Source organism: Streptomyces sp. NPDC004610, from assembly GCF_040609715.1.
In the GTDB taxonomy this organism is placed as follows: domain Bacteria; phylum Actinomycetota; class Actinomycetes; order Streptomycetales; family Streptomycetaceae; genus Streptomyces.
Map to the genome: position 1 here is coordinate 20,421 of NZ_JBEXLA010000053.1, position 21,813 is coordinate 42,233.

General features: G+C 70.4%; 16 protein-coding genes. 9 read left to right on the plus strand and 7 right to left on the minus strand.

The features are described 5' to 3' along the window. Positions 1 to 57: 57 nt before the first annotated feature. The 4 genes from ABZX40_RS38165 to ABZX40_RS38180 all read right to left on the minus strand — a co-directional run bounded on the left by ABZX40_RS38165 (position 58) and on the right by ABZX40_RS38180 (position 4,031). The gene (locus ABZX40_RS38165) at positions 58 to 405 is read right to left on the minus strand and encodes a WXG100 family type VII secretion target (RefSeq protein WP_355749738.1); all 348 of its coding nucleotides are present in this window, start codon (positions 403 to 405) and stop codon (positions 58 to 60) included. 60 nt (positions 406 to 465) lie between these two features. Continuing rightward, the gene (locus ABZX40_RS38170; RefSeq protein ID WP_355749782.1) at positions 466 to 1,665 is read right to left on the minus strand and encodes a S8 family serine peptidase; all 1,200 of its coding nucleotides are present in this window, start codon (positions 1,663 to 1,665) and stop codon (positions 466 to 468) included. A 102-nt stretch (positions 1,666 to 1,767) separates the two neighbouring features. Beyond that, on the minus strand, positions 1,768 to 3,591 hold the full coding sequence (locus tag ABZX40_RS38175) for a hypothetical protein (RefSeq protein ID WP_355749735.1): 1,824 nt from the start codon (positions 3,589 to 3,591) through the stop codon (positions 1,768 to 1,770). 2 nt (positions 3,592 to 3,593) lie between these two features. Then, positions 3,594 to 4,031: a hypothetical protein gene (locus ABZX40_RS38180; protein ID WP_355749733.1), complete on the minus strand. Its 438-nt coding sequence runs from the start codon at positions 4,029 to 4,031 to the stop codon at positions 3,594 to 3,596. Positions 4,032 to 4,457: 426 nt separating this feature from the next. Between ABZX40_RS38180 and ABZX40_RS38185 the strand changes: the two genes are divergently transcribed. The 6 genes from ABZX40_RS38185 (at position 4,458) to ABZX40_RS38210 (ending at position 11,987) form a co-directional block, all read left to right on the plus strand. Further along, the gene (locus tag ABZX40_RS38185; protein WP_355749730.1) at positions 4,458 to 4,928 is read left to right on the plus strand and encodes a hypothetical protein; all 471 of its coding nucleotides are present in this window, start codon (positions 4,458 to 4,460) and stop codon (positions 4,926 to 4,928) included. Positions 4,929 to 4,942: 14 nt separating this feature from the next. Continuing rightward, the gene (locus ABZX40_RS38190) at positions 4,943 to 7,249 is read left to right on the plus strand and encodes a DUF6571 family protein (protein ID WP_355749727.1); all 2,307 of its coding nucleotides are present in this window, start codon (positions 4,943 to 4,945) and stop codon (positions 7,247 to 7,249) included. A 371-nt stretch (positions 7,250 to 7,620) separates the two neighbouring features. Next, complete coding sequence (locus ABZX40_RS38195) at positions 7,621 to 8,067, plus strand: hypothetical protein (protein WP_355749724.1); 447 nt, start codon at positions 7,621 to 7,623, stop codon at positions 8,065 to 8,067. Between the two features lie 359 nt (positions 8,068 to 8,426). Continuing rightward, the gene (locus ABZX40_RS38200) at positions 8,427 to 8,960 is read left to right on the plus strand and encodes a hypothetical protein (RefSeq protein ID WP_355749721.1); all 534 of its coding nucleotides are present in this window, start codon (positions 8,427 to 8,429) and stop codon (positions 8,958 to 8,960) included. Between the two features lie 157 nt (positions 8,961 to 9,117). Continuing rightward, entirely contained in the window at positions 9,118 to 11,424 is a 2,307-nt protein-coding gene (locus tag ABZX40_RS38205) for a DUF6571 family protein (protein WP_355749718.1), read from the plus strand. A gap of 32 nt (positions 11,425 to 11,456) precedes the next feature. Then, entirely contained in the window at positions 11,457 to 11,987 is a 531-nt protein-coding gene (locus ABZX40_RS38210) for a hypothetical protein (RefSeq protein WP_355749715.1), read from the plus strand. A gap of 76 nt (positions 11,988 to 12,063) precedes the next feature. On the opposite strand, the gene mycP is transcribed toward ABZX40_RS38210, so the two are convergent. Beyond that, positions 12,064 to 13,236 (minus strand): type VII secretion-associated serine protease mycosin, encoded by a 1,173-nt coding sequence (mycP, locus tag ABZX40_RS38215; RefSeq protein WP_355749780.1) that lies wholly within the window; start codon positions 13,234 to 13,236, stop codon positions 12,064 to 12,066. A 179-nt stretch (positions 13,237 to 13,415) separates the two neighbouring features. Beyond that, positions 13,416 to 14,945 carry a type VII secretion protein EccB gene (eccB, locus tag ABZX40_RS38220; RefSeq protein WP_355749712.1) on the minus strand — a complete coding sequence of 510 codons (1,530 nt, stop codon included), beginning with the start codon at positions 14,943 to 14,945 and terminating at the stop codon, positions 13,416 to 13,418. 241 nt (positions 14,946 to 15,186) lie between these two features. Between eccB and eccE the strand changes: the two genes are divergently transcribed. The 3 genes from eccE to ABZX40_RS38235 all read left to right on the plus strand — a co-directional run bounded on the left by eccE (position 15,187) and on the right by ABZX40_RS38235 (position 20,756). Beyond that, the gene (eccE, locus tag ABZX40_RS38225; RefSeq protein WP_355749709.1) at positions 15,187 to 16,533 is read left to right on the plus strand and encodes a type VII secretion protein EccE; all 1,347 of its coding nucleotides are present in this window, start codon (positions 15,187 to 15,189) and stop codon (positions 16,531 to 16,533) included. After that, positions 16,533 to 17,360 carry a hypothetical protein gene (locus ABZX40_RS38230; RefSeq protein ID WP_355749707.1) on the plus strand — a complete coding sequence of 276 codons (828 nt, stop codon included), beginning with the start codon at positions 16,533 to 16,535 and terminating at the stop codon, positions 17,358 to 17,360. The genes eccE and ABZX40_RS38230 overlap by 1 nt, the downstream gene beginning before the upstream one ends. A gap of 279 nt (positions 17,361 to 17,639) precedes the next feature. Continuing rightward, complete coding sequence (locus ABZX40_RS38235) at positions 17,640 to 20,756, plus strand: SCO5717 family growth-regulating ATPase (protein WP_355749704.1); 3,117 nt, start codon at positions 17,640 to 17,642, stop codon at positions 20,754 to 20,756. A gap of 65 nt (positions 20,757 to 20,821) precedes the next feature. On the opposite strand, the gene ABZX40_RS38240 is transcribed toward ABZX40_RS38235, so the two are convergent. Next, positions 20,822 to 21,778, minus strand: a complete 957-nt coding sequence (locus ABZX40_RS38240) for a bifunctional riboflavin kinase/FAD synthetase (protein ID WP_355749701.1) — start codon at positions 21,776 to 21,778, stop codon at positions 20,822 to 20,824. Between the last annotated feature and the right edge of the window lie 35 nt (positions 21,779 to 21,813).

Genomic DNA, 21,813 nt, shown 5'->3' on the forward strand with positions numbered 1-21,813 from the left:
TCCCCTGGTCTCAGTGGTGGGTACGGTGCGTGCCGTGGGCGCCGTGCGGGCCGGGGCTCACATGGAGTTGAACGCGGACGACTGCACCGTGGGCGCACCCTCGTTGATGTTGATCCGGTTGACCGAGGCGCGCACCTCGTCTTCCTTGCTGTCCTTGATGTTGCGGGCGGAGGTCATGGCCTCCATGACCTCGGCGAGGATTCCGCCGATGCCCTTGAGGGACTCGTTGATCTCGTACTGCTTGCGGTCGAACTCGGCACGGCCGATGCCCTGCCACTGACCTTCCAGCGCGTCGATGACGCCCTGCAGACGGCTCACCCGCGTGCGGATGCCCTCGTACTTCTCGAACATCTGCTTCTGCAGTTGGACTACTGCGGCATCTTCGAGTTTCTGGTCGGTAGCCATGGTGACCTGCCCTTTCTTTGTCTGTTGTGCTCGGTGTGTGCGAGGTCGGCGACGACGCCGTCAGCCCGCCCGGCGTGCGCGCAGGACGGCGAAGGCGGTCCCGCCGACCACGATGACGGCGGCTGCGGCGCCGAGAGTGATCCACAGGGTGTTGCTGTCGTCGCCGGAGGCGGTGGCTTCGGTGCTGGATCCGGCCGCTTCGGGGCCGTCGGCCGAGGTGTTGTCGTCCGGGGCCTGCGACGCGCCCGAGGGGGCGGGTGAGGAGGGGGACTGCTGGGCGGACTTGGAGAGGAGGTCGCCCTTGTTCACCTTCTCAAGCGGGTCGACATCGGGCGCGCCGGCGTCGTACGAGGGGTCCGCCAGGACCACCCGAGGGCGGATGAAGCCGTAGCCGGCGCTCCGGCTCGGCTCGTCCTTGGGCCAGCCGCGGCTGGCCGTGTCGAGCAGGGCACGGGTGACCTGATTGACCGTCCAGTCCGGGTGTGCCGACCAGACCAGGGCCGCGGCGGCGGAGGCGAGGGCGGTGGCTTGGCTGGTGCCGTCGGTCTTGCAGTACGAGGTGAACGTCTCGTCACACCACGTGGGAATGCCCTCGCCAGGCGCCATCAGGTCCGCGAAGCCGTGTGACGAGAAGTCCGAGACCTCGAAAGAGGCGTTGACGGAGCCGATACCGATCACATAGGGGTACATGGCGGGCTGGTCCGTGAAGCCGTCGTTGCCGACGGCGGCGATCACCAGCTTCCCCTTTGAGGCCGCGTACCTGACAGCCTCCTGATCCTCGTCACTCGCCATACCGCCGAACGAGATGTTGATGATCTTCGCGTCCGTGTCGGCCGCGGCGCGCAGTGCCTCAGCGGGCTCAGGGGTCTTGTCGAGTTCAGGGCCCTCCTCCAGCCCTTCCAGCGACACCCGGTAGGGCACGATCCCTGCTCCGGGAGCCAGACCCTTCACGCCGCCTCCCGCGCCCGTACCGGCGATCAGCTCCGCCATGCTCGTTCCGTGGCCGGAGTAGTCCTTGGTGGCGTTGTACGCGACGGATTCGGGGACATCGTCGACGAGCACTTGGCCCTTCAGGGAGGGAGTGTCGGCGTTCACCCCGCTGTCGATGACCGCGACCTTCACCCCCTCACCCGTACTGACCTGCCACATCTTCTCGGCCTGCATCTCGGCCAGGTACCACTGGTCGGCCTGGGTGTCGGCCATGGCGGCCGGCGCATTGGCCGTGCTCACGGCGGCCAGTGCGCCGACGAGTGCGCCCACGGCACGTACGCGCCTGCCCCGGCGGGTCCGGAGGAGGTTCGCCCGCTCGGCCGGTCGGCCGGTCGTCCCTGACGTCATGGTGTGGTCAGTCCTCGCTCATGCTCAGTTGGCGGCCGGGGGCAGATCGCGCCGCGGCCCATCGGGCTGCTGGGTCTCTTCGTTGCCGGTCGGGTCATCGGGGCGCCGGGTCTCGTCCTGGTCCCGGTCGTCGTCCCGCCTCCGGTTGCGGCGGAACAGTCCTCGTACGAGTCCGGCCCCGCCGCGGGTCATACCGTTGCGCTCGGCACCGGCGGGGGTGTTGCGGCCTGTCGGGTTGCCAGTGACGGACGGAGAGTTGCCGCGCCCGCCGGGGCGGGGCGTTCCGTTCCGGGGTGAGGGCTGGGGCGCGCCGATGACTCCGCGCTGGCCGGGCTGCTGCCGCGCCGGGGGGCGGGATGTGGGTGTGCCGCCGGCGCCGACGACCGTGCCCCTGGGGATCTTCGAGCCGCCGCGTGCCGGAGTGCCGCCGGGAGTGGCGGGGCGGCCTCCGACCACCCCGTTGTTCCGGCCCGCGCCGGTGGCCGGGGTGCCCGGGGTGCGCTGTCCCTGGGCGCCGCCGGGGCGCGGCGTTCCGCCGGTCACTCCCTGCCCGCCCATGGGGTACGGCCGCCCTCCCGGGCCGGTCGGTGTCGGGCGCCCCATGGCGTTGGTGCCGCCCGCCGGATTGGGACGCCCCGTCGCGCCCGTGCCGCCGCCCGGTGTCGGGCGGCCCATCACATTGCCGGCGCCGGGCCCAGTGGTGCGTCCGGTCGCCGGGTCGATCGGCCGGGCACGGCCCTGTGCCGAGATCGGGGCGCGCTGTCCGCTCGTACCGCCCTGGTTCTTCCCGTAGAAGGCGTTGGGGACGGGCGGGCCGCCGGTCGGGAAGGGATTGGGCTGGCCGTTCACGGGCGGGGTGCCGATCGCCGGTGGTGCGGCGGTCGGCGGTGTGGTCGTGGTGGGCAGCGTGCCCACGGTGTCGAGTTCGGTGTTGACGTCGGGGCGTGCTGGAGGGACGTCCGGGCGCGACGGATCGCCGGGGGTCGTGACCCTGTTGTCGCCGTCGGGCCGGGGGCGTACGGGGTCGACCTGACCGGGCGGGTCAGCGCGGTCAGGTGAGGGCCGGGCCGGGTCGTCCTTCTGCGTTCGCGCCGGAGAGCCTGATTCGTCCGCCCCTCCCCGCACCCGCTCGGGCTCGGGCACGCCGACATTGGGCATGTTCGGAAACGTGGGCGGCGACTCCTGGAGCACTTGGAGCTGCTGGCTGGAGACCGCGTAGTAGGACGCCAGACGGTTCATCTGGTTGATCGCCTCTTGGCGGTCCTTCTCGACCTTGACGGCCGCCGCGTACTCCTTGTCGTCCGCCGTGCGCTCGGCTGGTGTGAAGCCCTCCGGGCGCTTGCGGTTGGTCGGATCGCGCGGCGGCATGGCGCTGCGTACGGACGCGAGGCCCACCGCGGCGGCGGTGATCTGGTCGCCGGCGCTGCCCGCGAAGTTGCTCAGCTCCACGGTGGCGTCGACGAGCAGGGCGCCGTACTCCCGGAAATCACTGCCCGCCTGACCCTTCCAGGCAAGATGGGTGATGCGGCCGTTGAGTTCGTCGGCCGCCGCTCTGATGGCGTCGCGCGCCTCCCACAGAGCCCTGCCGGAGGATTCCAGGTCCTCCGGGTCGGTCTGCTCGACCAGGGCCACCATCTGGTTGAGGTCGAGGTCCTTCTCGTCGAAGTCGGTACTTCCGAAGACGGCCTGTCCCTGGCCCGTGGCGCCGACGACCGCACGTAGCGGGTCGGTGAACATCCTGATGAACAGCCCGTTGCCCTGCGGGTTCTCGACGACGCGCGCCACATCCGCGAAGGAGTTCTGGTTGGAGACGCGCTCCAGGTCCGCCTCGTGCTGGTCGTCGGACATGCTCAACCTCCCATTCCGGACTCGTTCTCGGGCCCTTGGAACTCAGTGCTTCCTTCGCCCTGGAGCATGCCGATCTGCGCACGAATCTCCCAATACCTCCGCCGCTGCTCCTCCTCCAGCGCGTCGAAGCCGTTCGACGCGCCCTTGACGGCGATCCCGATCGCCTCGATCTGGAGGTGCAGCGTCCGGGAGAGGCTGGTCAGCTGTTCGTGGACGATGTTGTACTGGCTGTAGAGGGCCTCGGCCTCGATGAAGACGCCGCCGGCCCCTTGGCTCAGGGACGTCTGTCTGATCGTCTGCGCCCGTACCTTGGCCGGGTCGCCGGCCGACCCTTCGAGGTCGCTGAGCACGGCGTCGACCCGTGAGACGAAGTTCTTGAGCAATTCACCGCTGACCTCCAGGTCCGCGGCCCCGCTTCCACCCATGTCCGCCGGAAGCACGACGTTCCACCCCGTTCCCCGTTACCCCGTTGTGCGTTGCATCCTTCGTGGCCGCTCACCGCGATCGGCCTCCCACCGACCACACAATCGCAAACCGACCCGCACCCAACAACGTCTTTACCACTGTAGACAACCACCCCATCGACTCCAACCACGGTGTGCCCCAACTCAGTTACAAGCCGGTACCAGCGTCCACCAAATGCCCGGTTCGCCGGTTTGCTGGTGGCGCGGGTGGAAGGGGGTGGGTTGGCGCCAGGAGGACACGCGGGCGGGGGCGTGATCTTCACCGGACCTCCACTCACCCACCCGGAATGGATCCCGGCCGGGGCCTGTGAACTCCACGCGGGCTTGCTAGCGTGCTCGCGCCCGGACCCGGGACGTACCGGGGGGCGAACGGACGAACGGTCACGGGGGAAGGTGCCGCGGATGGCATGGGACGAATGGGAGCAGCTGAAGTCCGACGCCACCGGGCGGCAGCCGCCGACGGGGATGCAGCTCGACCAACTCCCCGAGGAAGGGAGCGCCGGCGGTGATCTCGTCGCCCGTCAGGACGACCTCGGCGCCGTCGGGCACGACGCCTACGCGCTGTACGACCGGCTGAACCGCGGCGGCGACATCGCGGGCGCCGGGGCCGATCAGGGCGGGGCCGGTTCGACGATGCGGGCCGCCGCCGCGCTGAAGTCGCGCAACTTCGCCACCGGCGCCGCCCTGGAGACCACGGTGAGCGTCTGGACGTCGCAGCTGAAGTCGGTGCTCCAGGCGTGCGCGCACATCTCCAACCACCTGGACTACAGCCGGCGGCGCCACGCCGACGACGACGCCCGGATCGCGGCGGTCGTTCGCGGACGTGACGGCTCGGCGATGCCGGTGTCCCAGCTCAACGAGTACTTCAAGTGACGGGCGGTCCCACGATGGCTCTCACCCTGACGGACCTGGTCGGCATAGACCTGGGCAGGCTCGCCACGTCCGTGACGGACTGGCAGAACACCGTCGACGATCTCAAGGAGGCCGCGGACAGCGCCCGGACCGGTATGAAGACCAGGTCGGACGCGGCGGTGTGGGCCGGGGTGAACGCGGCGGTGACCCGCGGGTTCATCGACAAGACCACCAAGGAGATCTCCGACCTCCATATCGAGGCCAACAGCATCCACCGGGTCCTGGACGACGGCCACACCGAGCTGCTCGCGCTCCAGCAGCAGATCAAGCAGGCGGTGGACGTGGACGCCGCCGAGCTGGGTGTACGCGTCGAGGACAACGGCGACGGCACCGTCCGCTGCGTCTTCCCCCACATCCGCGGCGACACCGATGAGCGGACGCAGAGCCAGCTGGACGGCAAGAGGGAGCTGGAGGGGCGGATCGCGCGGATCCTCACCCACGCCACCGAGATCGACTCGATGGTCGCCCGCGCCCTCGCCAAGAGCCACGGCAACGACCCCCACAACGCCGGCCACAGCGCGTACGAGTCCCTGAACGACGCCCAGGTCGAGCGCGCCCTGGAGCTCGCGCGCCGGGGCGACGAGATGTCCGACGCCGAGCTGCGCGAGCTGAACCGGCTGCTCCAGTTCAACGCGTCGGAGCCGGACGGCGAGTTCGCCACCGAGTTCTACCAGGGGCTCGGCGGGCCCGAGCAGGCGCTCCGGTTCTACGCCGAGATGTCGATCGACGGCACCGACGGCGAGGCCACCGAGACCCGGCTGAACGCCGTACAGGATCTCCAGCGGGTGATGGGGTACACCCTGGCCAACGCCACCGACCCCGACAACCGGCAGCATCTGCCCGCCAGTTGGGGCAACGATTTCCGGCGGCTCGGCACCCAGGAGATCGGCTGGCTGCCGGGCCAGACCAACAAGCCGTACGGCTATCAGGTCCTCGGGGGCCTGCTCCGCCACGGCACCTACGACGCCCGCTTCCTCACCCCGATCGCCGAGCACGTCACCCAGCTCCACCGGGACGATCCGTACCGGTTCATGATGAACAAGCCGTCGGGCAGCCCGGACATCTACGGGTTCAACCCCTCCGGGCGGCTCGGCACCGGCAACGACCCGCTGAACAGCGTGCTGGAGGCCCTCGGCCACAGCCCCGAGGCCTCGGAACGATTCTTCACCCAGCCGCCGACCGCCTACCACGACGACGGCACGGTCGAGCGCGACGGCGACCCGGGCTTCACCTCCTACCTCGACCTCTTCACGGACGAGGAGTTCGAGTGGTCCATCGACACCAATGACACCAACGTCCTGGCCGACGAGGACAAGACCCGGCGTGCCCTCGCCTTCGGTCCCGAGGCGCTCGGGCACGCCCTGGAGTCGGCGACGACCGGACGCCCGTACGACAGCGACGGTGGCGGTGACGCCCTCGCGCACACCCCGGAGCGGGCCGGGCTGGTGCGGGACATCGTGGACCGCTTCGGTGAGCACCCGGAGCTGATCCGCCGCAACGAGAACGGTGACGTGGACGGCGACACCGGACCCCTGTACGCGCTGCGCGGCAGCCTCGGCGACATCACCGCCGAGTACATGGGCGACTTCCAGCGGGCCATGTACGAGGAGGGGTCGAGCAGCGATCTCTTCCCCACCTTCGGCTCCCCGGCCGATCTCGACCCTGGGCATGTGCAGCAGTTCCTGGGCGAGGTGGGCCAGGACCCGGACGCGTACGCCGCGATCACCGCCGCCCAGCAGGCGTACACCACGAATGTGGTGGACCACGTCATCAACGGCGACTCGACCTCGTCCGTCGACCTCGGACAGCGGGTGGGGGACGCGGTCGCGCCGGGCTCGGCCATCGCGGGCATCATGAGCGACTCCCGCGCGGACGCCATCCACCGCTTCCACACCGCCGACGACGCCGCCTTCAACGAGGCCGCCGAGGGCAAGCAGCAGTGGGTGGACCGGATCCTCGGCATGGGCATCGACGCGGCGACCGCACGGGTGCCGATCGCCGGGGAGGTGGTCGGCTGGATCTCCGAGGACATCCAGAGTTCCGTGATGGCCAGCATCCGGCAGGACACCACGACCGAGGCCCAGGCGGAGGCGGCCCGCGAGTACAGCAACGGGCGGTCGGCGGCGCTCCAGTCGGCGCAGGACGCGGTCGACCGCGCCGCCCTCAACAACAGCGACATCGACGGGGACACCCGGGAAGACCTCCGCCGCGCCGCCCGGACCGCGGCGGGCGTCAGCCATTCGGACGGGGCGCAGTGGAACTCGGAGAGTGACGGGAATTGAAGCGGGGGTGGGGGTTTCCGGGGTGGTGGGGTGTGCGTGCGGGGTTGTGGGGTGTGCGTGCGGAGCGGGGGGATGTCCAGCCGGGTCTGCGGGATGAGGGGCCGGGGTGGTGGGGCGTCCAGTGGGGTGCGCGAGATGAGCGTCGGAGGCGGTGGGACGTCCAGCCGGGTGCGCGGGCTGAGCGTCCAGGGCCGTGGGACGGGTTCTCGCGCGCCCTGCGGGTCGTGGCGCTCGGCGTTGCGGCGGGGCTGCTGGCGACGGGCTGCTCGTCGTCGGGCTCCGGAACCGGGTCGGACGGGACGAGCGGTACGGGTGGGACGGGCAGGACAGACGGGACGAGTGGAGTGGACGGGTCGGCGCGGGGGTTCGCGGTGCCTGACGCGCTGTGCGGGGTCGCGGTTCCGCGGGACGCCCTCTCCCGTCTCCTCCCGGCCTCCGGCAAGGAACTCACGCTGGACGACGAGGGTGAACTCTCCGAGGGTTCGGCCCTGTGCAAGGTCAATGTCGACGGTCACGAGATGGTCCTCACCCTCAGCAGCGAGCGCATCGACGCCGGTGGCTCCGCCCGCGGCATCCTTCAGTCCCGGCTGCGGGTGACGGACCCGAAGACCGCGGAGAACGGCCGGATCGCCTACTCCCCCGTCGGCGCCGTCTCCCTCCTCACCTGCCAGGACTCCAACGGCACCCCCGAGGACATCAGCACGCTGGTGGAGGTGCTGGAGCCGGGGCGGGAGGACGAGGGGGCACTGCGGGAGCTGGTGGCGGGGTATGCGGGGGTGCTGGAGGAGAACGGGGAGTGTGTGGCGCGGGTGGGGTGAGGGTGAGGGCCGGGGCGGAGATCAGGGACGGGCGGATGTGGTGGTGGCTCGGCGGTGAAGGGGGCGGGGGCCGCAGAGTCAGGGGGCTGCTCAGTCGGGGACCGCTGAGGCGGCGGGGCCACAGAGTCAGGGGCCGCTGAGTCCTTCCCCTCCCGGACACCCGGCGACCTCTTTTCCGAAACCTTCACGCCGGAAGCGACCGGCAGATCCTTTCTGCGCGAAAAGTCCTCAGGCCGGGCTGCTACTTTGGCCCGCGTCTATGGCAGAGGGCTTACGGCCGCACACGCTGCGTACGCCACACAGGCGGTGGTCGCAGAGCATCGCGGCCGGCCCGGTTCGAGGGGGACGGGGAGTCGCAGGTGGCGTGGGACGAATGGGAGCAGTTGAAGGCGGCGGCGTCGGAGCGGCAGTCGACGGGGATGCAGCTGAATCAATTGGATCCCGGGGACGGTTCCCCGGGTACGCCGGGAGGCGGGTCGCTCGGCAGGCATGGGGATCTCACGGTCGCGAACGAATCGCTGACCGGGATCAGTCGCTCGGCGCACTCGCTCTACAACGACCTGTGGGACAAGGCCCGGGTGGCGGTCCCCAGCAGTGACGCGGCGGCGGGCAATCTGACGAGCCAGGGTTTCGCCCTCGGCGACGGCCTTCAGCATGTGGCGAACCGCTGGGACGAACAACTCCGCTCACTGATGGACGCGTGCGCCCGCATCACCAACCATCTCCAGGTGACCCGGACCATTCACACCGGGGACGAGAACTACATCCAGCGCCAGATGAGCAGCATCGCCGCGCTGGACGCGGGTTTCGACGAACGGGTGGGGGAGCCGGGGAAGGCGAATCCGGTGTACGGGGATTCGGGTGGGGCGTCGGAGAAAGAGGGCGGGAAGTGAATGCCACGGACGCGCTTCCGCCTTGTCTCTTCACCTCCCCTTCCACCCTTGACTCCCCTTTGTCTACTCAACTCCCCCTGTCTCCTCAACCTCCCTCCCTACTTTTCCTTTCTCTTCCTTTCTCTTCCTTCCGCCAACGGCTGACCAGGGAACTCCGATGGATCTCGACACTCTGCGCGACGCCAGTTTCACGCTGCTCGACGAGGCGGTGACGGACTGGTCGACCCTGGTCGATCACCTGGACACGCTGAAGCGGGACGCCGAGGACAAACTGCGCCAGAAGGCCAATCAGGCGAACTGGGCCGGGGTGAACGCGGACGTGACGAAGGAGTTCATCGGCAAGACGGCCGGTGAGTTCGCCGACGCGCATACGCAGGCCAAGTCGATTCACAGCATCCTTCAGGACACCCGGGGTGAGCTGAAGGGCTATCACCGTCAGCTGACCGAGGCGATCGAGGACGGCCGGGGGCAGGGGCTGACGGTGATCGCGCGGGAGGGTGGCTTCCTGGTCACCAACACCGCTCCGCCGGCGGGTGGGGAGCAGCCCGACCGGAACAACCAGACGCAGATCAACGGTCTCCGGGACCGTATCCAGGGAATCCTGGACGGGGCGACGGAGAGCGATGATTCGGCACGGCGGGTGCTGCGGGCCATCGCGGACCAGAGCCAGCTGGGCTTCTCGGACGCCGACTACGGGGACCGGGACGCGGCGCAGGAGGCGCTGCGGCAGGCCGAGACTCTGGCGCGGCTGGCGGCGCAGGAACCGCGGGATCTGAGCGTCGAGGAATTCGACCAGTTGCTGCGGGGGCTGGAGCGGTACGAGGACGATCCGCTGTTCGCGGAACGGTTCGCGACGGCGCTGGGGCCGGAGCGGACGCTGGAGTTCTGGGCCGGCGTGAGCAATCCGCAGGGCGGGAACTATCAGCTGGGGCAGGAGCGTCTGGAACGCTTCGACGATCTGCAGCGCTCGTTGGGTACGACGCTGGCGAACGCCACGCAGAGCGATTCCGCCGCGATGATGGACTGGAAGCGCACGATGGTCGATATCGGGGACAAGCCGCTCGGGACCAATCTGGGCAGCCCGATGGGCTTCCAGGTGATGAGCAATCTGATGCGGACGGGGAACTACGACGACCAGTTCCTCCGTGAGTACGGCACGAAGCTGATGGCCACCGAGCGTGAGCTGACGAGCAATGGCGAGCACGACAACACGGTGTGGCAGCACATGGGAATGGACCCGTGGCTGAACCGGATCGGCGAGGACAGTGGGTCCGATCCCCTCACCGGGTTCCTGAAAGGGCTCTCCAACAGCCCTGCCGCGGCAACGGATTTCTTCAACCAGGAGTACATCGCCCGCAACGACCCGGACAACCCCTTCGAACGCGACACGGACGGCGACGGCAACAAGGGCAAGGTCACGCTCTCCAACTTCCAGTACCTCTTCGAGGAGCGGAACTGGCCCCCGGAGTCCAGCCTCACGGGCGAGGACCTCAATACGGGGAAGAACAACTTGGCGTTGGCGTTGGAGGCGGCTACCACGGGGCATCCGGCGGGGGAGATGCCTACGGTGGATACGCCGGACCATAGCCCTGATCAGGCTCGGCTCATGGAGAGCCTCGTCTCGTCGATCGCGGACAATCCGGAGCGGCTCACGGGAAGCAGCTACATGTCCGACAGTATCGGCCAGATTACGTCCGAGTATTTGCCCGACATCAATCGGAGCATCAGCGGCGTCGCGAGGGACGACGTCGCACAATGGACGGAAATTAAGGCTCTCTACCCGTTGGACGGGGCCGAAGCTCGACTCGACCCCACTGAAGTAAGCCATCTCCTATTTGCCGTCGGCCAGAACACCGAAGGGTTCGCCGCCGTTGAAGTCGGACAGAAGGCATACATGGGACAGTTGATGGAGTATCACCTGAACCCCAACCTACCTCCGGAACTCCGTTACTCCGATGACTACGAAAGGATCGTCGAACCCATTGCTACGAGGTCTGGGGAGATTTCAGGGACACTGAGGCTCGGCGCTAAAGAGCTCATTGGTGATGAAGCAGCAAAGCTAGACCAGGAGTACGCGCAGGCGGTCGCACAGAGAAAGAACCTCATCTCCGGGACAGTGAGCACCGTCGTGGGAGTGGGTACATCCTTCGTTGCAACCCCGTGGGTAGGAGCACTGGCGGCAGGGGCATCCGGCACCGTTTCCAGCATGGTCCTGGAATCCGTGTTCAGTGACGCCGAAGGTCGCGCAGTATCGGACGCCCAAAAGGACGGGGGCGACGTCTGGCGTGATGGGTACCAGCAAAATATGACAGTCACCGCGAACGCCGCCCGTGACGCTGCTGAAATGTACGACCTGAATCCCACCGACATCGGCTCGACTGCACGAGAGGCAGGTCATCAAGGATATCTCAATGCGTCCTTGATCTTGGAGGGTCAAATTCCCGGCATCATTTCAAGCGACTGACAGATCTCAACCATTGCAATGGAGTCAATCTCGTGATGCTGCGCCGTGCAGTTGCACCCATCGCCATCCTGATTTTCACGGCCGTCCTGTCCAGTTGCGGCGAAAGCGGGAAGTCGCGCGATTACGCAGTGCCGAGCAGTCTCTGCGGGACCTCTATCGGCACCGATGCACTGGACCCCTTCTTCCCATCAGGGCAAAACATCTCCACATCGGCAGATGATGATGCGGGAATCAAATCCTGCCAGGTCACGGTTGACAACACAGTCGTCATGACGACAACGCAGGTTTGGCTTGAAAGGGGTCAGACAACCGCGTATTTCGCGCAGGGCATTAGCCTCGAAAAGTTGGATCACTCGTTCGACGATAACCGGTTTCGCTACTCGGACACAGAAGCGTTCGGAAAGACACGTACCTGCGTCGACGACGAGTACGACCAGGAGTTGTACACCGCAGTCCAGGTATCGGATTCAGATCACAAAGACGCTGAAGCCATGAAGCAGGTCATCGTCGCCTACACCGGCGAAGTCGAGGAGTCCGCCGAGTGCGCGGAAGGTTCTTCGTGAGGCTCTGTTCGCGCTAGGGGCAGCCGGCGAAGCCACCGTGCGCGGTCTCTCCCAGAGCACTCCTCACCCCGCCCCCTCACCCCCGACGCCGAGACTCCCGCACCGCTACCCCCGCCCCCGTCAACCCCGCCACCAGCACCAACCCCCCGACCAGCACATACGTCCCCATCCGCATGTTGCGTTCGTCGGGGGTCTCTCCGAAGTGGACCGGGGACACCGACGGGGCCGGGCCCGCGGCGAGGGCGTTGTCGGGCTGGGGGGTTTCCACGGGGTTTTCGGGGTCTACGTCCGTCAGGGCCTTGACCGGGTCCACGACGCCCCAGCCGACCAGGCGGTCATGGCCGGGGATGGTGCGTTCCGCGGTCTGTTCGATCTGGGCCACCACCTGCGCGGCCGTCCAGTCCTTGTACTTCGATTTCAGCAGGGCCGCCACCGCCGCCACATACGGCGCCGAGAAGCTCGTGCCGTTGTCGGAGCAGTGGCCGTTGCCGGGGACCGTGGAGATCATGTCGACGCCCGGCGCGGCCACGCCGACGAATTCGCCGGACTGGGAGAAGGGGGCGCGTTCGTTGTTGCGGTCGGAGGAGGCCACGGCGAGGACGCCCTCGTACGACGCGGGGTAGGTGATTTTGACGTTGCCGCCCAGGCCGTCGTTTCCGGCGGAGGCGACCACCACGACGTTCTTGCCCAGGGCGTAGTCCACCGCGTCCTGGAGGGCCTCGTCGGGGCGGACCGCGTTCGCCGTGTCCTGGGAGATGTTGATGACGTCGGCGCCCTCGTCGACCGCGTAGCGGATCGAGGTCGCCAGGGTCGCCGCCGTGCCGTTGCCCTCGGCGTCGTTCTGCTTGATCGGGATGATCGTCGCCTCCGGCGCGAGCCCGACGAAGCCCGTGCCCTCCGCCGGACGCGCGGCGATGATGCCGGCCACGCGGGTGCCGTGGCCCACCGTGTCCGTGGTGCCGTCGGCCCTGCCCCAGTCCAGTTTCTCGTCGTCGGCCTCGGGGTCTCGGGGTGGGAGGACGCTGCGGCCCTTCGACGCGTCCACCGCCGGTTTGAGTTGGGGGTGTCGGGTGTCCACGCCCGTGTCGATCACCGCCACCTGGACCCCCGCGCCCTTCGACTGGGCCCACAGCTCGTCCAGGTTGACGCGTTGCAGGGACCAGGGGCGGCCCTCGTACGGCTCGGAGGGGAAGACGCACCGGCCGCCGTCGGCCGCGCGCGCGGACGGTACCGCGGCGGGGAGGGTCAGGAGGGTGGTCGTGGTGCAGGCTGTGGCGGTGAGGAGGGCGGCGGACGTACGCCAGCCCCTTCCCCAGACCCAGACTTTTCCGCGGGCCCTGCCCCTACCCCTGCCCCAGACCCAACTCGTAGACCCTGTAACCGACTTGTTCGTGTCGTGCATGCGTTCGTTCTCCCGCCCGCTCACCGTCACGAACCCTGCGGCTGCCGGGCCGCCGACTCCGACAGGCGTGGGCCCGTCGGCAGGAAGGTCGACCACTGGGCCGGGATCGGCGCTGCGGTGACCTTCCCGTAGCCGAGGCGGGTCTGGGCGATCCGGGCCTCGTTGAGCGCCTGCTGGCGCTGTTCGTCCGAGCTGCCGACGCCCTCGTCGTCGGTGGTGCGGTCGCTGTTGGACTGCATCGCGTAGCGCAGCCCGGTGTCCGTGACCAGGAAGACGCTGCCCGCGTCGGTCTCGGTGCCCTGGAACTGGCGGTAGAGCTGGCCGGAGCCGGGGGTGACGTAGGCGCTGGAGGAGCCGGTGGGCAGGGCGGCGGGGAAGTCGGTGCCGACCCAGGTGGAGAGGGTCGTCGTGCCGTCGTCGCCGTTCACCGAACGCAGGACGTTGCAGACGGCGTTGCGGCCGGTGGGGGAGGTGGTGTCGTTGATCATCGCGGGGCTGTACTGGGGCCAGTTCCGCTCGTTGGGGAACGGGGTGCTCTCGGCCACCGCGCCGGGGCTGACCTGCTCCGCCTCGCCCGCCTGGCCTACGGCGACCAGGTCGCTGCTGTTCAGCAGCAGCGTGGCGGTGAACTCCGAGATCCGGGCGACCTCGCCGGGCTGGACGACGTAGTACTGCATCCGCTGGCCCTCCCGGGCGCGGATGACCATGCCGACCTTGTCGACGCCGTCGAGGGCCGCGGCGTCGAAGGCGTCGGCGGGGGCGCCCGGGGTGCCCTCGACGGCGGGGACGGCGAGCGGGTCGCCGCGGTGCAGGGTGTCCAGCCACTCCTGGGAGACGCGCTGCGGGTCGCGGCCCTGGGTGTCGAGCGCCTTGAGGAGTTCGTTGTCGTCCGGGTCGCCCAGTTCGTACGCGGTGCCGGTCGCGTCGACCACGTACTCCGTCGAGCCGTCGGGGGCGACTACGTACATCAGCTCGCCGGCCGTGAGGCGGTTGTCGCCCTCGGTCCTGGACCACTCCTTCTCGGCGAGTACGAAGGCCGCCTTCTGGATGGCCCGGCCGCCCTCGCCGGGGCGCTCGCAGACCGCCCAGCGCTTGGCGTTCTCGGCCTCGTCGGGCGAGGGGAGGCGGTCGGGGGCGTAGGGGATGCCGATGGTGGCGCCGTGCGGCGGGGTGCCGCTGTCGAGGACCTTCTCGTCGACCGTGATGATGCTGTCCTTGTTCGGGTCGAGGAGCAGCCGGGCGGACGCCATGTTCAGTACGGGGTGGAGCTGGGTGGTATCGCCGGTCTTCAGGACCACATAGCGGGTCGTGGAGTCGCTGGCGACGATGACATGCGCGCCGGGGGTGTCCCAGCCCTTGGGCGCGGTGGGGCTGAACAGGCCGATCGCCCCGAACACCGCGAGGATCACGATCCCCACGACCACCCCCGGCCACACCGCGCTGAGCGGTCTGGGCGCCCCCTCCTCCGAGCCGGACGGCGAGGGCCGCAGGAACGACGCGAGTGTGCGGCGCTTCGCGAAGGTGTAGGCGTTGAGTTCATCGCGCCGTGATGCCATCTGTGTCCGCTCTCTCCCCGTGCGGAGCCGTGGGGGACCCGTGAAGAGCCGTTCCCCCGCCCTCGGTTGCGTATCTGGTGCCTCGGTTGTCAGACCCGGCCCCTACTATGCCTGTTGCGTGGCCGTGCGTGTGGCACGGGTAGGGTGCGCGGGGCCGGACGCGGGCTGGAGAGGACCTGCGCGCGAGGGATTCGCGAGGGATTTCGGCAGACTTCGGGGGTTTTGGAGTGATGGCGGAGTGATGGCTTCCGCACGGCGGGCCCGGTCGCGATCGCAATCGGGGGCATCGGGCTCTGGGACAGGGACAGGGACAGCAACAGGCGGCGTCGGCACGGGGGCGGGGCCCGCCCTGGGAACGGGCGGGGGCGCGGTCCCTCATCTGCGGTCGCGTTCCGGCCGCGGCGGCTCGTTCGCGGTGCAGCGGCTGGTCCTGCTGGAGCTGGCCGCCGCCCTCCTGGTCTGCGGCTGGCTCATCGATGTGTACGCGCTGGTCCCGGCCGCGGTCGTCGCCGCGCTCCTGGTCGTCCTCGCGCTGGTACGGCGCCGGGGTCGCTCCCTGCCCGAGTGGCTGGGCGGGGTGCAGGCCCTGCGCGCCCGGCGCCGCCGCGCCGCCGACAGCCCGCTCCCGCCGGGCACCGACGCGGGACTGGCGCCCGCCGTGGAGTGCGACCCGACCCTGCGCACGTACAGCTTCGGCCGGGGTGACGACCGGCGTCCGGTGGGCATGGTGGGCGACGGCGGCTTTCTGACCGCCGTGCTCCAAGTGGAGGCGGACGCGGGCGCGTTGCGCGCCGAGCGGGGCCGCAGACCGCTGCCCGTCGCCCTGGTACGGGATGTGCTGGAGGTCGACGGCATCCGGCTGGAGTCGGCGCAGATCGTGGTGCACACCCAGCCCGCGCCCGCCCCGCATCTGCCGCAGCAGTCGGTCGTGGTCACCAACTACACCCAGCTCCAGGCGCAGACCGCCGCCCCCGCCGTGCGCATCATGTGGATCGCGCTGAAGCTGGATCCCGAGCTGTGCCCGGAGGCGGTGGCCGCGCGCGGGGGCGGGCTGGCCGGGGCGCAGAAGTGCCTGGTGCGGTCGGCGGAGCATCTGTCGAGCCGGCTGACCGGGGCCGGTTTCCGGGTCAATGTGCTGACGGAGGAGGAGATCAGCTCCGCCGTCGCCACCTCGGCCTGCGCCAACCCCATGGTCACCGCCCAGGCCGGGCAGGCCGACGCGCCCCGGCGGCGCACGGAGGAGTCCAGCCGCAGCTGGCGCTGCGACAACCGGCGGCACACCACGTACTGGGTGCGCCGCTGGCCCCCGCTCGGCGGCGACGGCATCGGACTGCCCCAGCTGGTGGCCCAGTTGACGGCCGTCCCCGCGCTGGCGACGACCTTCAGTCTGACCCTGGCGAGCGGCGGCCAGGGCGATGTCACGGTCACCGGGCATGTCCGGATCACCGGCCGCAGCAGCAGCGAACTGGCCACCTCCCGCCGCGATCTGGAGCGCGCCGCCCGCCAAGTGCGCACGGGTCTCGCCCGGCTGGACCGCGAACAGCTCCCCGGCGTCCTCGCCACCCTGCCGCTCGGAGGTGCCCGCTGATGGCCATGACGGGTTCGTCCACGCCGCCCTTCCGTACGGCGGCACCGGGAACACCTGGCTCGTCGGCCGTGCCGCCCTCCGTCGCTTCCGACGGCGCGCGTCCGCAGGGCCCCGGCCTCGCCGAGCGGCTGCGCACCGGCTTCGGGCTGCTCGGGCCCCGCCATCCGCGGCACGCCCTCCCGGCCGACCAGCTCGACGCGCTGTCCCTGCCCATCGGGGACGACGGCGTGGTCGTCGGGGTCAACGCCGAGGGGCACCCGGCCGTCCTCGGGGTCAACCGCCCCACCCCCTACGACATCCTGCTCATCGGGGGCCTGTGGACGGCCCAGGTGCTGGCGCTGCGGGCGGCGGCCACCGGCGCGCGGGTGGCCGTGGAGACCGGGCGTCCGGGGCACTGGGCGCAGGTGGTGCAGGCGGTCGGCGGCGGCCAGTCCGGGATGACGGTGCACGAGGTGGGCCGGGTGCCGCCGCTGGGCGCCTCGGCGGGCGGGCCGGTGCTGGTGATCCGGGACTGCGGAATGCGCCCGCCGCGCGGCCGGGTGGTGTCGGCACCCTGGCAGTCGGTTCTGACGCTGCTGCCGTATCTCAGCCCGGTGGCACCCCGGTTGATGCGGCAGGCGCGGCTGGTCGGGGTGCAGCGGGTGTCGCCGGACGAGGCGGGCGAGATCGGCCGGGTGATCGGCCTCCCCCGCCCCGAGTACGAGTCGCTGCCGACCCTCGCCGACGGCGTGACCCTGTGGTGCACCGAGCGGGACCGGCAGTATGTGATGACCCAACCCACCGACGCGGAGGTCGGGTTGCTGGGTGTGGCCCGGCGGATGGACTGAGGCGGACCCTGGGCGCGGTCCGGGGTCCGGGGCCGGGGAGAGCGCGCGCGGAAGGGCGCCCGTTCGTCACGGACGTGTGCCCGGAGGCGGGCGGGCCTGCCGTGGCCGTCCTTTTCATGATTAGGCTGGGGTGGGCACATCGCTAGCACCCCTCTTCGGGTGACGCGAGTTCCGGGAGTGACCCGGGGGGACTGCGCGGTGATGCGGACGACGACGGCGGACGAGAGCAAGGGTCGCCCCCGCACGGTATGAGGGTGCTCGACCACACCAGGAGGAACTGTGAGCAGCGATCGGGACGGGATCCGCGGGGGCTGGGCGTCGCCCGACGATGACCAGCCCGATACGGATGCCTCCGTGGAGATGACGGGCGAGTTCACCATCGATTACGCCCCGCCCGCTTGGTACACGCAGAACGCGTCCGGGGCGGCGGGGGCTGGCGCGGGTTCGGGTTCGGGTTCGATCGCGGGTTCGGGCACGGGTGCCGTCGCGGGTTCGGGTGCGGGTACTGGTGCGAGTGACGGTGGTGGTGCTGGCGCTGGTGCTGGCGCTGGTGCGGCCATTGGGTCTGCCGGTGCCGCTGATGCCGTTGTTGCCTCTGATGCCGATGGCTCCTCAGGGGGCGCTGACGCCGGAGAGCCCGAGCCGTCGGCGGCCACGCCCGTGACCCCGGCAACCCCGCCCTCGCACACGCCCGGTGCGGGTACGCCGTTCACGGTGCCGCCCCCGCCCGCCGCAGATGTACCGCGGCTTCCGGAGGGCAGCGGGTTCGAGCCGCAGGCCCCGCACCCGAGTGGGCTTCCGCCCGCCTGGATGTCGACGGCCGCATCCGAGCCGGAGAACGGGGATCTGGAGAGCAACGCCACGATGAAGTTCTCCGCGGTGGCGCTGAAGCGCGAGATCGCGGAACTGACGGCACCGCCGGAGACCGCGGACGCCGGGGAGACGGCTGCCGAGGCGCCCTCGTCGGACGACGGTGAGGACGAGGTCTCCGGTGAGGTCGCGGGCGAGGCCGCCGAGGAGGCCGCCGCCGAGCCGGGTGACGACGAGGCCGACGCACCCGAGGCGTCCGGGGAGGCCGACGACACGGCGACCGGCGAGGCCGATGTCTCCGACGACACCTCGGAGGCTCCCGACCCCACCCCCCTCACCGCACCGGAACAGCCTCCCGCCGACGCCGAGAGCACCGACCCCTCCCCCACTCCCCCGGCACCCCCCGTCCCGCCCCAGCCGGAGACCCCGGCCTGGACTCCCCCACCGGCCCCGCCGACCGGCGTACCCCCGCTGCCGCCCTCGTACCAGCCCTCGGCGCCCCCGGCCGCCGCCCAGTGGCCCGTGCAGCCGTACCAGCCGGCCCCGCCGCCCCAACCGGCGCAGCCGCAGGCCGCGGCCGGGTACGGGTTCCCGCAGCCGCCGAACCCTCCGGGCGGTTATGGGTTCCCGCAGCCCCCGGCGCAGCCGCAGCCGCAGCCCCAGCCGGAGGCTCCCGCGCCGACCGGCCCCGACGCCCAAGGCGGTTACGGCTTCCCGCAGCCTCCCGCCGTCCCCGACCCGCAAGGCGGTTACGGCTTCCCGCAGCCTCCCGCCACCCCCAACCCCCAGGGCGGCTACGGCTTCCCGCAACCGCCGCGGCAGCCCCAGCAGCCCCAGGCGCCTCACCAGCCCGGCCAGGACCCGCACGGCCAGGCGCAGCCACAGGCACCGGCACCGGGCCAGCCCCAGTTCCCGATCCAGCCCCAGACACCGGATCAGCCTCAGACACCGGACCAGGGCCACCCCCACGCCCAACCCCAGCCCAACCCACACCCCCACCCCCAACCCCCCATCGACCCCCGCACCGGTGCCGCCTGGCCGCAGCCCCTCCAGCACGATCACCGGCAGCCGACCAACCCCGGTGCCGCGCCGCTCGGTTACACGGCCGCCGTGGAGCTGTCGTCCGACCGGCTGCTCAACAACAGGCGGCAGAAGGCGAAGAGCAGCCGCCCCGTCGGCGGCGGTTCGCGTTTCAAGCTGGGCGGCAAGAAGGAGGAGGCGGAGCGGCAGCACAAGCTCCAGCTGATCCGCACCCCGGTGCTGTCCTGCTACCGCATCGCCGTGATCAGTCTCAAGGGCGGGGTCGGCAAGACCACGACCACCACCGCGCTGGGCTCCACGCTCGCCACCGAGCGGCAGGACAAGATCCTGGCCATCGACGCCAACCCGGACGCGGGCACGCTCGGCCGCCGGGTGCGGCGCGAGACCGGGGCGACCATCCGGGACCTGGTCCAGGCGATCCCGTATCTCAACTCGTACATGGACATCCGGCGGTTCACCTCGCAGGCCCCCTCGGGGCTGGAGATCATCGCCAACGATGTGGACCCGGCCGTCTCGACGACCTTCAACGACGAGGACTACCGGCGCGCGATCGACATCCTGGGCAACCAGTACCCGATCATCCTCACCGACTCCGGCACCGGTCTGCTCTACAGCGCCATGCGCGGGGTGCTGGACCTCGCCGACCAGCTCATCATCATCTCCACGCCGTCCGTGGACGGGGCGTCCAGCGCGAGTACGACCCTGGACTGGCTGTCGGCGCACGGGTACCAGGATCTGGTGTCCCGTTCGATCACCGTCATCTCCGGGGTCCGGGAGACCGGGAAGATGATCAAGGTCGAGGACATCGTGGCGCACTTCGAGACGCGCTGCCGCGGGGTGGTCGTGGTGCCCTTCGACGAGCATCTCTCCGCCGGTGCCGAGGTCGACCTCGACATGATGCGGCCCAAGGTGCGCGAGTCGTACTTCCATCTGGCGGCGATGGTCGCGGAGGACTTCGTCCGGCATCAGCAGATGCATGGGCTGTGGACGAACGACGGCAATCCGCCCCCGGTGGCCGCGCCGCCCATGCCGGGTGCGGCCATGCCGGGCCAGCCGATGCCGGGCCCGGGGTATCCGGGTCAGCCGTACGCCGGGCAGCCGTACGCCGGTCAGCCCCAGCCCCAGCCCCACCCCCAGTCCCAGATCCCGGCACAACCCCACTCACAGCCGCAGCCGCAGCCTCCGGCGCAGGGCCAGCCGTACCCGTACCCGTACCCTGGCCAGGCACCCGTGCCGGGCCAGCCCCAGGGCGTCCCGGGCGCCTTCGTCCAGCCGGGTCAGCCGGGTCAGCCCGGACAGCCGCCCGTACCCCCCGGTCAGCCCGGCGCCTACGGCTACCCCGGCCAGCCCTCGCAGCCGTACGCCCAGCCCTACGGCCAGCAGTCCCCCCAGCCCTACGGCCAGCCTCCGGCGACCCCCGCCCATCCGGCCCAGCCGGGCACCCCGCCGCAACCCCAGCACCAGCCCCAGCCCCCGCACGACGGGCGGCCCATCCCCCCGGAAGCACAGCCCCCCGAACAGCCGCAGCAGCCCCCCGCGCAGTAGTCGGCCGAGAACGCGAACGGCGGCCGGTGCCCACCAGGCACCGGCCGCCGTTTTCTCCTTGAAGCTCAGCCCTTGGCCTCCGCCTCCGCCACCCACTCCCGGCACTTCTTCACATCCACCGCCATCTGCTCCAGCAGCCCGTCCAGCGACTCGAACCGCGCCTGGCCGCGGACGAACGCCAGGAAGTCGACGGCGACATGCAGCCCGTACAGATCCAGCCCCACCCGGTCGATGGCGTACGCCTCCACCGTGCGCTCGGTGCCGTCGAACTGGGGGTTGGTGCCGACCGAGATCGCGGCTGGCATCGCCTCGCCCTGGGCGTGCAGCCAGCCCGCGTAGACGCCGTCGGCCGGGATCGCGGTGTGCGGGAGGGTTTCGAGGTTGGCCGTCGGGTAGCCCAGCTCGCGGCCCCGCTGGGCGCCGCGGACGACCACGCCCTCGACGCGGTGCGGGCGCCCGAGGATCTCGGCGGCGCCGGCCACATCGCCGGTGGCGATCAGGCCCCGGGTGAGGGTGGACGAGAACGGCTGTCCGCCGCCCGTCTCGCCCGACAGGGACAGTTCGACGACCTCGACCTCGAAGTCGTACACCTCGCCCTGCTCGGCGAGGAACTCCACATTGCCCTTGGCCTTGTGGCCGAAGCGGAAGTTGGGGCCCTCGACCACCGCGCGGGCGTGCAACTTGTCGACCAGGACCTTCACGATGAAGTCGGCGGGCGACAGCTTCGAGAACTCGGCGGTGAAGGGCAGGATCAGCAGCGCGTCGACCCCCAGCTCGGCCATCAGTTCGGCCCGGCGGTGGTGGGGGGAGAGCAGCGGGGGATGGCTGCCGGGGCGGACGACCTCGCTGGGGTGCGGGTCGAAGGTGACGACGACGGACGGGACGCCCAGCTTGCGGGCGTGCTCCACGGCGTGCCGGATGATCAGCTGGTGGCCGCGGTGCACTCCGTCGTAGGAGCCGATGGTGACGACGCTGCGCCCCCAGTCCTGGGGGATGTCCTCCAAGCCACGCCAGCGTTGCACTGTGACCGCTCCTCGAACCCGTGTCTGCGTTAACG